The 12,268-nt window shown below is 29.4% G+C and carries 14 protein-coding genes and 1 riboswitch; all 14 genes read left to right on the forward strand.

The genetic code is table 11. The features are described 5' to 3' along the window. The 14 genes from NSA23_RS06040 (at nucleotide 1) to cbiQ (ending at nucleotide 12,266) form a co-directional block, all read left to right on the forward strand. Nucleotides 1-579 carry an ECF transporter S component gene (locus NSA23_RS06040; RefSeq protein WP_042680363.1) on the forward strand — a complete coding sequence of 193 codons (579 nt, stop codon included), beginning with the start codon at nucleotides 1-3 and terminating at the stop codon, nucleotides 577-579. Then, on the forward strand, nucleotides 572-2,059 hold the full coding sequence (locus NSA23_RS16605; RefSeq protein ID WP_042680361.1) for an alkaline phosphatase family protein: 1,488 nt from the start codon (nucleotides 572-574) through the stop codon (nucleotides 2,057-2,059). The genes NSA23_RS06040 and NSA23_RS16605 overlap by 8 nt, the downstream gene beginning before the upstream one ends. Continuing rightward, nucleotides 2,052-2,567, forward strand: a complete 516-nt coding sequence (locus tag NSA23_RS06050) for a molybdopterin-dependent oxidoreductase (protein WP_050069749.1) — start codon at nucleotides 2,052-2,054, stop codon at nucleotides 2,565-2,567. Before NSA23_RS16605 ends, NSA23_RS06050 begins: the two co-directional genes overlap by 8 nt. Beyond that, entirely contained in the window at nucleotides 2,560-3,243 is a 684-nt protein-coding gene (locus NSA23_RS06055) for an energy-coupling factor ABC transporter ATP-binding protein (RefSeq protein WP_042680359.1), read from the forward strand. Before NSA23_RS06050 ends, NSA23_RS06055 begins: the two co-directional genes overlap by 8 nt. Then, entirely contained in the window at nucleotides 3,240-3,920 is a 681-nt protein-coding gene (locus NSA23_RS06060) for an energy-coupling factor ABC transporter ATP-binding protein (protein ID WP_050069748.1), read from the forward strand. The genes NSA23_RS06055 and NSA23_RS06060 overlap by 4 nt, the downstream gene beginning before the upstream one ends. Continuing rightward, a complete protein-coding gene (locus NSA23_RS06065; RefSeq protein WP_246119183.1) occupies nucleotides 3,895-4,629 on the forward strand; it encodes an energy-coupling factor transporter transmembrane component T family protein in 735 nt (244 codons plus the stop codon). The genes NSA23_RS06060 and NSA23_RS06065 overlap by 26 nt, the downstream gene beginning before the upstream one ends. A gap of 383 nt (nucleotides 4,630-5,012) precedes the next feature. Next, nucleotides 5,013-7,082: a molybdopterin oxidoreductase family protein gene (locus NSA23_RS06070; protein ID WP_042680355.1), complete on the forward strand. Its 2,070-nt coding sequence runs from the start codon at nucleotides 5,013-5,015 to the stop codon at nucleotides 7,080-7,082. A 12-nt stretch (nucleotides 7,083-7,094) separates the two neighbouring features. Continuing rightward, entirely contained in the window at nucleotides 7,095-7,502 is a 408-nt protein-coding gene (locus tag NSA23_RS06075; RefSeq protein WP_042680353.1) for a 4Fe-4S dicluster domain-containing protein, read from the forward strand. 5 nt (nucleotides 7,503-7,507) lie between these two features. Then, nucleotides 7,508-8,731 (forward strand): NAD(P)/FAD-dependent oxidoreductase, encoded by a 1,224-nt coding sequence (locus NSA23_RS06080; protein ID WP_042680351.1) that lies wholly within the window; start codon nucleotides 7,508-7,510, stop codon nucleotides 8,729-8,731. 13 nt (nucleotides 8,732-8,744) lie between these two features. Next, nucleotides 8,745-9,713 carry a TDT family transporter gene (locus NSA23_RS06085; protein ID WP_042680349.1) on the forward strand — a complete coding sequence of 323 codons (969 nt, stop codon included), beginning with the start codon at nucleotides 8,745-8,747 and terminating at the stop codon, nucleotides 9,711-9,713. Between the two features lie 63 nt (nucleotides 9,714-9,776). After that, a complete protein-coding gene (gene mobB / locus NSA23_RS06090) occupies nucleotides 9,777-10,268 on the forward strand; it encodes a molybdopterin-guanine dinucleotide biosynthesis protein B (RefSeq protein WP_042680347.1) in 492 nt (163 codons plus the stop codon). A 46-nt stretch (nucleotides 10,269-10,314) separates the two neighbouring features. Beyond that, nucleotides 10,315-10,487: riboswitch (cobalamin riboswitch) on the forward strand. A 106-nt stretch (nucleotides 10,488-10,593) separates the two neighbouring features. Then, nucleotides 10,594-11,325, forward strand: coding sequence for an energy-coupling factor ABC transporter permease (locus tag NSA23_RS06095; protein ID WP_042680345.1), 732 nt, complete (start codon nucleotides 10,594-10,596; stop codon nucleotides 11,323-11,325). Further along, complete coding sequence (locus NSA23_RS06100; protein ID WP_257490335.1) at nucleotides 11,309-11,602, forward strand: energy-coupling factor ABC transporter substrate-binding protein; 294 nt, start codon at nucleotides 11,309-11,311, stop codon at nucleotides 11,600-11,602. Before NSA23_RS06095 ends, NSA23_RS06100 begins: the two co-directional genes overlap by 17 nt. Continuing rightward, nucleotides 11,586-12,266, forward strand: a complete 681-nt coding sequence (cbiQ, locus tag NSA23_RS06105; RefSeq protein WP_257490336.1) for a cobalt ECF transporter T component CbiQ — start codon at nucleotides 11,586-11,588, stop codon at nucleotides 12,264-12,266. Before NSA23_RS06100 ends, cbiQ begins: the two co-directional genes overlap by 17 nt. Nucleotides 12,267-12,268: the final 2 nt, after the last annotated feature.

Here is a 12,268-nt window from a genome sequence, read left to right on the forward strand (position 1 = left end):
ATGCTTAAGAAATTAGTAAATAGATTTTCTGTATTTGAACTTATTATAATTGCTCTTATGGCTACATTAGGTATAGCAACTAAGCCTGTGATAGTTCCTCTTGTTCATATAATAACAGGACCACTGTATATTCCTGGTGGTGCTATTGCTGGAGGATTATATATGATGTGGATTGTTTTAGGTGCAGGATTGATTGGTAAAGTGGGAGTAGCTACATTGATAGCTTTAGTCCAATCAATAATAGTTATTAGCTTAGGAATCTATGGAACTCATGGAATCATGAGTTTTATAACTTATATAATACCAGGAATAGCTGTAGATATGTTTCTTCTAATTTCTGGCGGCTGGGACATAAGTCTTGGTTGCCTTTTTATCTCAGGAATATTGGCTAATTTAAGTGGTACTTTTTTGGTCAATCTAGTTTTTTTTAGATTACCTTTAGTACCTTTAATCTTAACCTTATCAGCTGCTACCCTTTCAGGAGGAATAGGAGGAGTAATATCATATATAATACTTAAAAAGCTAAAAAAAGATGGTATTTTAGAAAAAATGATGTTGGGGAGAGATCAGAGTGAATAAAAAGCTTATAGCTATATTATTATTCTCTATAGTTTTGTTTATAGCATGTATTTATATAACTAACTCTAATAAAGATACAAGCTATATACCACCATTGCAAATAGTTGGAGATGTAGAAGAGGCTGTTACATTGTGGGAGTTTCCGAAAGATATTCATATGGATGCAATAGAGAAGGATAATAAAAAAATAAAAGCGATGAATTTAGAGGATATAATACTCTTATCTAAACCTATGACAGAAAATAATGATGTGTTATTAGTAGGTATAGATGGTCTAATGTCTAAGATAGATGGAAGAAATTTAGAGAAAAGTTATATAACTTTTAGTGATGATAATGGTTGGGAAGCTATAAATTATAATCACACTATAAGTAGCAATGTAAAGCATTTAAAAGAGATAGTCATTGTATCTAATAATGATAGGTTAGATATAGGTATGAATATAATAGATAGTGAGAAAAATATAAAAAATTTAACAGTAGGAGAATTATACGCTGGACCTAGTACAATTTTACCTTATTTTGAAGGTGAATCTAAGAAAGAAAAAGGTGGAAAAACCTATAGTACAACAGTATATACTCAAAGACGTATATTGAAGGTAAAAGATATATTGGAAGATTACAAATCAAAGAAAGCTTTAGTTATGGGAGATAGAGGAGAAATAAAATATATTGATGAATATGGATATTTTGAGGCAAATAAAAATCATATAGATTATGTAGGAAAGAATGGTAAGGAAAAAGTAGAAAATATCAAAGGAGTAATTATAGATCCACCAAAAGTAAGTATAACAGACTCTTACTATGATGTATCCCATTATATAGAGGAAGAAGATGTTTTATTTCTGTTTTTAGATGGTTTTGGATATCATCAGTATGAATATGCATTAGAAAACGGATATCTTCCATTTTTATCTAATATTGAGAAAGGTAAGAAGGCTTTATCTGTATATAAGCCAGTAACTAATGCAGGTTTTGCAGCTATGATTACTGGAAAATCACCAGTGGAAAATGGCATATATTCTCGTAAGCAGAGGAAGCCTAAAGTTGATTCAATATTTAAGCTTGTCAATGATTTAGATAAAAAGTCTGTGTTGTTGGAAGGAGATATTAGAATATTAGATACGGAAATTGACCCTGTTTTGAATATAGATAGAAATAAAAATGGGACTACAGATGATGAAGTGTACCAATCTACCTTGAACTCAATTGATGAAGGTTATAATTTAGTTTTTGCCCATTTTCATGGCATAGATGATGCAGGTCATAATTATGGAGATTTATCTAATGAAACTATGAAAGTAATAGCTAGAATAGATGAATATATTAAGGAATTAGCATCAAAATTCGAAGGCAAGATAATCATAACAGCTGATCATGGCATGCACTCAACAAAAGATGGAGGAGATCATGGAGAGTTTAGATATGAAGATATGATAGTTCCATATATAATATTAGAAGGGGGTTTATCTAATGAATAAGAGAACTGTTATTATTATGATACTTGTGTTAGCCTTGATAGTAGGTGTTTTTGCTTTCATAAATAAAGATATGATAAAAGATAAAAAAGAAATACATGAAAATGCTGAAATACTAATATCAGGTAGTGGAAAAGAAGTTAAATTAACATTCAAAGATATAAAGGAGTTTGGAGAGAAAGATTTTGTTGCTAATTTAAAATCTAGTGGCAAGCCAGCTAGAGAGCATAAATATACAGGAGTGCTATTAAAAAACTTATTTGAGAAGGCAGGTATTGATATTAAAGACAAGAACCAGTTGTCAGTTAAGGCTATTGATGGTTATACAGTAGCTTTAGGTATAGATGAAGTTTTGGAAAATAATAATATATATTTAGCATATAAAATAGATGGAAAGCCCCTTGGAAACAAAGAAGATGGAGGAAGTGGGCCTTATCAAATTATAATAAGGAAGGATCAGTTTAGTCAAAGATGGTGCAAGCATGTAGTGGAGATAGAAATCAATGACTAAGCTAATTGAAGTAGAAAATTTATATTTTAAATATAAAGGCAGTAAGTATAATATATTGGATGGAGTTAATTTTAATTTATCTAGGGGAGAGGTAGTAGCTATAGTAGGACTAAGTGGAAGTGGAAAAAGTACATTTTTAAATATTATCTGCGGAATAATACCTTATATATATAATGGCAAAATAAAAGGAACAGTGAAAATTTGGGGACAAAAGATTTCAAGTATGAGATTGTCAGAGATATCTACCAAAATAGGAATAGTATTTCAAGACCCAGATACTCAGCTTTTTTCACCTACTGTTGAAGATGAAATAGCCTTTGGTCCTGAAAACTTAATGGTAGATAGAGAAGAAATTGGCTGGAGGATAAAAAAGATATTAAAAGTTGTGGGAATGGAAGATTATAGATATGAAAATACTAATAATTTATCAGGTGGACAGAAGCAACTTATAGCCATGGCTTCTGTTCTTGTTATGGAACCAGAGATTTTATTATTTGATGAAGTATTTGCCCAGTTAGATAAGGAAGGGAAAAAGAGAATAAGTCAAGTTTTAATGAATTTAAAAGAAGAGGGAAAGTCTATGATTCTAGTAGAACATGATTATAATAATATTAAATTTGCAGATAGGATAATGGAGCTTAAAGATGGCAAGTTACAAGAATTTAAGGGTCGGTGAATTTATTGGAATATATAGAATTTAGAAATACAAGCTTTGAATATATAAAGGATAAAAAAGTAATTAATAGTATCAGCACTAAAGTATATAAAGACGATATTACAGCTATAGTAGGACCTAATGGAAGTGGGAAGACTACATTAGGAAAATTAATGACAGGAATTTTAAAGCCTACATTTGGCAAAGTTTATATGTTTAATAAAGACATTAAATACATGACTTTAGGACAAGTTGGTAAGCAAGTAGGCTATTTATTCCAAAATCCAGAAAAACAATTCTTTTCCTGTACCGTAGAAGAAGAAATAGGTTTTGTACTTAAAATTAAAGGATTTGATAGGGAATACATAGATAAAAAAGTAGAATATTTATTAGAATTATTCCAGCTGGACCATCTTAAAGAGGCTTTTCCTCTCAAACTAAGTCAAGGGGAAAAACAAAGGCTTGCTATAGCAGCAATTCTTGCTAATGAACCAGAATATTTAATATTAGATGAGCCTACTAAAGGATTAGATATGGATAGAAAAACTACATTAGTAAATATTTTGGAAAAGTTAAATGAAAAAGGTATTGGTATAACTCTTATAAGCCATGATTATAATTTAGTAAATCAAATTTCAAACAGGGTTATAGAAATATATAGAGGTGAAATAGTTGAGGATAGAAGAAATAAGGATTGATCCTAGGACAAAATTAATTATAGTATTATGCCTTTCTACTTTAGGTATAGTTTTTAAGGATATAATTTCTCTTGTTAAAATATTATTAACTACTATATTTATTTCAATTTGTTTTCATGTTGATTTAATGGGAAGTATAAAAAAGCTTAAAAGTCTTTTATATATACTTATAGTTATAACATTGGCTCAAAGTATTTTTTCTTCAGATGGTAACCCTTTAGTTACTATTGGAAAAGTTACTTTTTTGACAACAGAGGGTTTATACAAAGGATTAGAATTTATTTTTAGAATGATGATAATAATTTTCTCAGCTACAATACTCACTACCTCAAGTTCAAGAGAAATAGTACAAGGGTTTGTTCAATGGGGATTACCTTATGAAATGGCTTTTATGGTGGCTATTGGCATTAGGTTTTTGCCAATATTAACTGAGGAAATAAAGGATTCTCTTATTGCAATTCAATTAAGGGGGATAGAGCTGGATAAAATTCCAATAAAGAAAAGAATTCATGTCTATTCCTATCTATTTACACCGATAGTATTAGGAACTATATCAAAAGCAGAAAGGTTATCTATTGCTATAGAGATGAGAGGATTTAGAGCATATGATAGCCGTACTAGCTACATGGTTTTAAAAATGTCTATCTTAGATTATATAATAATATTTATGAGTATTGTAACAACTATAATTTTTTATATAGTTTATTAGTTAATATTATTAGATAAAACATATTTTGATAGTAGAAAATACAATTAAATAAGAAATTAGTTAAATTATTATCCCATAAGAAGCTATGGGATTTTTTACTTTTTATATGGTTTTTAAACTTCATAAGCTAGGAAACAGGAGCTTTATAAAGACTTTTAAGCGAGAGAGCTTGTTGTATAAAATATGAAAACAATCTAGGAGTTTTATATAGTGTGTGATAATAATCACGGAATTCGTTTGACTAGAATGATAATATTAATACAATACGCAATAAATTGATATATTTATAACGAGGTAAAGGTTAAATTATTAACAAAACAGGTTATAGTATATTTATTAATATTTACATCCTAAATTAATATTCTAAAGTGGAGGGTGGTTTCATGGAAGTAAAACAGTCAACTTGTAATTATTGTTCAATTGGTTGTAATCTTGATTTTTATGTGGAAGATAATAAGATTAGAAAGATAATTCCTACTAAGAATCATACTGTAAATAAGGGATTTTGCTGTATTAAAGGATTACAGCTAAATAGGCAAGAATCAAGTAGAAGGTTACCTCTTTTAAGAGGAGAAGATGGAGTAATGAGAGAAGTTTCTTGGGACAAGGCTTTTGAAACTTTTAGCTCTCGAATGAAAGAAATTCAAAATAAATATGGTAAAGAAAGTGTAGCATATTTAAGCACAGCCCAAATAACTACTGAAGAATTAGCTCTTTTAGGATTTGTAGGAAGAACTTATATGGGTATTAATGGAGATGGAAATACAAGACTTTGTATGGCTACTGCAGCAGTAGCACATAATCAAAGTTTTGGATATGATTCTCCACCATATGCATTAAAGGATTTGGAACTATCCGATACAATTATTTTCATAGGAGCAAACCCGATAGTAACCCATCCTGTACTGTGGGAATATGCAGTTAGAAATAAGGATGCAAAAATTATATCTATAGATCCAAGAAAATCAGAAACAACGATTAAATCTGATATATGGATAGATATTAAACCAAAATCTGATATTAGATTGTTTTACACTTTGGCAAATGTTTTAATAGAAAAAAATTGGATTGATAAAGAATATATAGAAAAGTATTCTGAAGATTTTCAAGAGTTTAAAGAGCATGTAAATAAATATACTTTAGATGGTGTAGAGGAAAAAACAGGTATATCTAAAAAAAGAGTGTTAGAACTTGCTGAAATAATACATAAAGGTAAAAAAGTTTCTTTCTGGTGGACTATGGGTGTAAACCAAGGTTATCAAGCAGTAAGAACAGCTCAATCTATAATAAATCTTGCAGTAATGACAGGAAATATAGGAAGGGAAGGAACTGGTGCAAACTCAATAACAGGACAATGTAATGCTATGGGTTCAAGATTATATAGCAATACTACATGTTTATATGGTGGTAGAAATTATAATAACCTAGAAGATAGAAAAGAAGTAGCTAATATATTAGATATAGATGAATCTATATTGCCAACAAAGCCAACAATATCTTATGGTGAAATAATAGATAGAATAAATAGTGGAGAAATCAAAGGGCTTTGGGTAATAGCAACAAATCCAAGACATTCATCTTCAGATAACATGAAATTTGCTAAGGCAATTAATAATTTAGAATTTTTAGTAGTACAAGATTTATATGATGATACTGACACTGCACAGCATTGTGACCTATTTTTACCTTCAGTACCAGGTACTAAGAAACAAGGAACTTTAATCAATACAGAACGTCGTTTATCTGCAGTGACACCTGTTCTTGAAAGAGAGGAAGGAGAATTAAGCGATTATGAAATATTCCTCGGCATTGGTAAGGCTTTAGGCATAGAAGAACCTTTGGAGAAATGGAACACTCCTAGAGATGCTTTTGAATTGATTAAACAGTTCAGTAAAGGTATGCCTGGAGATATAACAGGTGTAGACTATAATATGATTGTTAATTCTAATGGAGTTCAATGGCCTTTCAAAAAAGGAGATAGGTTAATTGAAGATGAAAGAAGATTATTTGAGGATAATAAATACTATACACCAAGTGGGAAAGTTAAATTTATATATGAGGATATAATGGAAATACCTAATCCTATAACTAAAGAATATCCCTATGTGTTAAATACAGGAAGAACTACAGTAGGACAATGGCATACACAAACAAGGACAAGCGAAATTCCTATTGTGGAAGATGCTTCAATAAAACAAGCTCACTTGCTTATAAATGTAGAATTAGCAAATCAATTAGGAATAAAAGAAAGTGACAAGATAATAGTTTCAGCTATAAATGGAGAAAAAGGTAGATTTATTGCTAAATTAAGTAGAAATGTTAAAAAATATCATCTTTTTGCACCAATTCATTATATAGAGACAAATGCTTTAACTCCATCAATATTCGATACTTATTCTAAAGAGCCTTCATATAAATATATGCCAGTAAATATTAAAAAGGTTGCAAAATAAGGAGGTAGTATAGTGAAAAGAATAAAGATAGATAGAGATAAATGTATAGGATGCCTTACATGTACTACTGCCTGTATTATCTCACATGGATCTGCAGATAACAGAAGTAGGGTTGTTATAGATAGTTATGGAAAATATGCTCCTATATTTTGCAGGCATTGTGAAAAACCAGAATGTGTATATACTTGTATGACTGGCGCTATGAAAAAGAATCAAGACACAGGTATTGTAGAATATGATAAGGATCATTGTGCAAATTGTTTCATGTGTATAATGGCATGTCCTTATGGAGTACTAAAACCAGATAGTGTAGAACATAAGGTGATTATGAAATGTGATATGTGTCAAGGTACAGAAAGCGGTAGTCCCAGTTGTGTAAAAAAATGTCCTATGAATGCAATTACTTTAGAGGAGGTGTAAATTTCATGAGATATGTTGTAATAGGGTCGTCTGCTTCAGGAATAAATGGAGCAAAGACCCTTAGAGAACTTGACAAAGATGCAGAAATAATATTAATTTCAAAAGATGAACAAGTTTATTCAAGATGTATATTACATCATTATATTAGTGGAATAAGAGATATAAAAGCCCTTAATTTTAGTGGAGAAGATTATTTTGAAAAATATAATATAAGATGGATTAATGGTGTAGAAGTAATTAAATTAGATGATGAAGAACAAATAATAGAACTTTCAAATAAACAAAGTATAAAATATGATAAAGTTCTTATTGCAAGTGGTGCATCACCTTTTATACCACCAATTGAAAATTTAAGGAAAGCTAACAATATAATTGGACTTAGGAACTTAGATGATGCACAAGAAATAAAGAAAGCTATAGACCATATTAAAAATGTAGTAGTCTTAGGAGCAGGTCTTGTAGGAATAGATGCAGTTGCAGGACTTGTAGATTATGGTTTAAATATAACAGTAGTTGAAATGGCAGATAGGATTTTGGCTATGCAATTAGATCATTATGCAGCAAGTAAATATGAAAAACTATTCAATGAAAAAGGTGTGAACTTTAAACTTGGAGTTAAAGCAGAAAAGCTTATAATAGATGATGGAAACAATCCAAAAGAATTAATTATAAATACAGGAGAGGGGATTCCTTGTGATCTTATTATTGTAGCTACAGGGGTAAGATCCAACATAAATTTCTTAAAAGATAGCCAAGTAGAAACTAATAAATTCGGGCTTATATTTAATGCAAAAGGTCAAACAAATGTTGAAAATATTTATGGTGCTGGAGATGTATCAGGGAAAAATCCAATATGGCCAACAGCTGTTAAGGAGGGTATAATTGCAGCTAATAATATGGCAGGAAATGAACTTATTATGACAGATTTTTTTGGAAGTAAAAATACTATGAATTATTTAGGTTTAGCAACTATGTCTTTAGGGAAAGTAATATTACCAGATGAAACTTATATTGAAGAAATAGAAAAAGATGAAAATAATTATAAAAAAATAATACATAAAGATGGAAAAATCTATGGAGCTATAATGCAAGGAGATTTATCTTATGGAGGTATATTAACCCAATTGATCAGAGCAAAGATAGATGTTTCTAAAGTTAAAAAACCTATTTTTAATATAGATTATTCTGATTTTTTCAATATAAAAGAAAATCTAGAGTACACTTACTAAGGAGGGAGCCACAATGAATAATCATTTTATAGAGAGATTAGAAAATTTGCCAGTGCCCATTTTGCCTACTTTTGTTGGGGCATTGACTTTATCTAATGTTTATCAGGGATTAGGATTCTCTTGGATAAGACATGTTACTATGTGGATTGCTACTATTATTTGGATTTGTTATATCATAAAAATTTTAAATTTTCCCAATACATTTAAAAAAGAATATTCAAATACTGTTCTGAGCAGTTTATATGCAGGATTTACAATGATTATGATGTTATTAGGAAGCTACTATATTCAATTTCATAAAGGTATTGGAAAGGGACTTTGGTTCTCAGGTATTATAATTCATATGATACACATACTCGTATTCACTTATAGAAATATAATTAAAAAATTTAATAAAGAGACTTTTTTACCTAGTTGGTTTGTAACTTATAATGGTATAATGGTTTCAGCAGTAGTAGGTGGTTTAATGGATGAACTACTTATTTGTAAGTTTATCACTTATTATGGTATTTTTACATATATAATAATTCTTCCATTTATGATTTCTCGTTTAATAAAATTTGAAATAAAAAGGGAAGTCTATCATACTCAAGCAATTTTATTAGCTCCATGTAGTTTGTGTTTAGTAAGTTATTTGAATACTGTAGAAGATCCAAATATATATTTAATAGGATTTCTTTATATTGCTGTTCTAATTTCTCTAGGCTTCCTAATTTATAAATTACCAGTATTTTTTTCAATAGATTTTAGTCCGAGCTATGCTGGAATGACTTTCCCCATGGCTATAGGTATAGTTGCATCTAATAAGATTTCTGAATTTCTAGATAGTTTAGGATATGAATTTTTATCTTATATAACTACTCAAATAGTTGGATTTCAAATATATCTTACAACGGGGATTATAGCTTATGTCTTATTGAAATTTTTAATCATGGCTTTAGGGACTAGAGAAAAGGTAAGAGTTTATAAAGGTATAGAATAAGTAAAGTATATAGTTTTTGCTATGACAGTTAATTGAACTATTTGATTATATGGAGGTTAAGATATGATACCTATTTTTTCAATTGTAGGAGCCTGCTCTAATGTAGGGAAAACTACAGTTTTATGTAATATAGTGAAAGAACTTAAATATAGAGGATATAGGGTAGCTACCATAAAACATAACTCCTGTGATTTTAATATTGACCATCCAGGTAAAGATACATGGAAATATACTCAAGCAGGCTCAGATACTGTAATTATTTCATCATCACAAAAATTTGCTATGATTGAAAATGTTGAAAAAGAGTACAATTTAGATAGTATAGTAAAAAAGATTAATAATGTTGATATAATAATAACTGAAGGATATAAAAAAGAAAACAAACCTAAGCTAGAGGTTTTTAGAAAGGGCTTATCTAAGGAAATTATATCTAGAGACGAAGATTTATTTGGTATTGTTACAAATACTCCTATTAATAAGGATATTCCACAATTTAGTTTTGAAGAGACAGAAAAATTAGTAGATTTTATTGAAAGAAAGTTTTTCAAGGAATAATTTATATTGATATATAATCATAGCTATGATATTATTAAATTGAAAATTACATAGGATAATTTTAGGTTCATAAGATTGAAAGGGAAATTGGTGAAAATCCAATGCAGCCCCGCTACTGTAAGTGAGTACGAAATCAACAAAATGCCACTGATATTTGGGAAGGCGTTGAGAGTAGGATGATCCACAAGCCAGGAGACCTGCCTATTATTCTTAAAGTAAACCTTCGGTGGGAAGTGGTTACTTATTATTTGTATGCATTTTATTTGTTAAATAATAAACCCAACCTTAGGTTGGGTTTTATTTTATTAAGGTGAGGTGATTTTTAATGAAAGAAAAGAAAAAATATTTTTTTATTATTTTATTGCTATTAGGTCTTACTCCAAGTGTTTCTAATGCAATGCATATTATGGAGGGTTTTTTACCAGTTAAATGGGCTATATTTTGGGCTATTATAACTTTACCGTTCTTAGTTATAGGAATTAAAAGAGTTAATAAAATATTTAAAGAAGAGAGCAATAAAAAAGTATTATTAGGTTTGGCAGGAGGTTTTGTGTTTGTATTATCAGCTTTAAAGATACCTTCTGTAACAGGTAGCTGTTCCCACCCAACAGGAGTAGGTTTAGGTGCAATAATATTTGGACCTACTACTATGACAGTAGTTGGAATAATAGTTTTATTATTCCAAGCATTATTACTTGCTCATGGAGGTTTAACCACTTTAGGAGCCAATACTTTTTCTATGGCAGTTATAGGACCATTAGTATCCTATGGTTTATTTAAATTCATGAAAAAAAGAGGGGCTAAAACATCTGTATCTGTATTTGTTGCAGCATGTTTAGGAGATTTAGCCACATATGTTATTACATCTATCCAACTTTCTTTAGCTTTTCCAGATCCAGTAACAGGTTTTGCAGGTTCTATGGCTAAGTTCTTAAGTGTATTTGCAGTTACGCAGATACCTCTTGCTATTGTAGAAGGTATTTTAACAAGTGTTATATATAATTTATTAATTGAATATCATAAGGAAGGAGTGTTGGGCAGTGAAATCACTAAGTAAAAAGAATATACTACTCCTTATATTAGCAATAGTAATTGTTATACTTCCTTTAATATTTATGGGTGGTTCAGAGTTTGAAGGGGCAGATGATCAAGCAGAAGGTGTTATAGAAGAAATAAATCCTGACTATGAACCATGGTTTGATAGTTTATGGGAACCACCAAGTGGAGAAATTGAAAGTTTGTTGTTTTCAGTTCAAGTAGCAATTGGAGCAGGAACTATTGGATATATATTAGGTAATATGAAGGGGAAAAAAGACGTTGCTTCTAATAGATAGATATGCATATATTAATAAACTAAAAAAATTTAATCCTATGGCAAAATTTATTTTTGCCATAGCTGCTCTTTTTGTAGCTATAGGATTTAATAATATATATATTAATTTTATAATTTTTATAATTATGGTTCTATTAACAACAGTAGTAGCTAGAATACCAAGTAAAAATTATTTTGAAATTTATTTATTGCCTTTATTCTTTCTTTTTATAAGCATTTTAACTATAATAATAAGTAGATCCAATGATGATATTTTTTTATATTCCTTAAAAATTGGCAATAGTTTCTTTGGAGTAAAAGGAGAATCTTTAGTTGAAGCAGTTATTTTAATATTTAGAGTTTTAGCTTGCCTTTCGTCTACATTCTTTATAGCCCTAACTACTCCTATAAATTATCTTATCAAGGTGTTTAAGAAGTTAAAACTCCCATCTGTAATTATTGAACTTATAATTTTAATATATCGTTTTATATTTGTATTTTTAGAAGAAAGTAAGGAGATAATTTTTGCCCAAGAAATGAGATTTGGATACATGGGCATTAAAAACACTTATAGATCCATTGGACTTTTAATGAAATCATTATTTATAAGAGTTTTATTAAAGTATGAAGATATGATAGATTCTTTAGATACTAAATTATATAATGGAGACTTTAAAATAGGGTGATT

It is taken from the genome of Anaerosalibacter massiliensis (genome assembly GCF_024623155.1).
In the GTDB taxonomy this organism is placed as follows: domain Bacteria; phylum Bacillota; class Clostridia; order Tissierellales; family Sporanaerobacteraceae; genus Anaerosalibacter; species Anaerosalibacter massiliensis.

Coding starts and splice junctions, on each gene's coding strand:
- NSA23_RS06040 (WP_042680363.1), top strand. CDS start 1: ATGCTTAAGAAATTAGTAAATAGATTTTCTGTATTTGAACTTATTATA.
- NSA23_RS06050 (WP_050069749.1), top strand. CDS start 2,052: ATGAATAAGAGAACTGTTATTATTATGATACTTGTGTTAGCCTTGATA.
- NSA23_RS06055 (WP_042680359.1), top strand. CDS start 2,560: ATGACTAAGCTAATTGAAGTAGAAAATTTATATTTTAAATATAAAGGC.
- NSA23_RS06070 (WP_042680355.1), top strand. CDS start 5,013: ATGGAAGTAAAACAGTCAACTTGTAATTATTGTTCAATTGGTTGTAAT.
- NSA23_RS06080 (WP_042680351.1), top strand. CDS start 7,508: ATGAGATATGTTGTAATAGGGTCGTCTGCTTCAGGAATAAATGGAGCA.
- NSA23_RS06085 (WP_042680349.1), top strand. CDS start 8,745: ATGAATAATCATTTTATAGAGAGATTAGAAAATTTGCCAGTGCCCATT.
- mobB (WP_042680347.1), top strand. CDS start 9,777: ATGATACCTATTTTTTCAATTGTAGGAGCCTGCTCTAATGTAGGGAAA.
- NSA23_RS06095 (WP_042680345.1), top strand. CDS start 10,594: ATGAAAGAAAAGAAAAAATATTTTTTTATTATTTTATTGCTATTAGGT.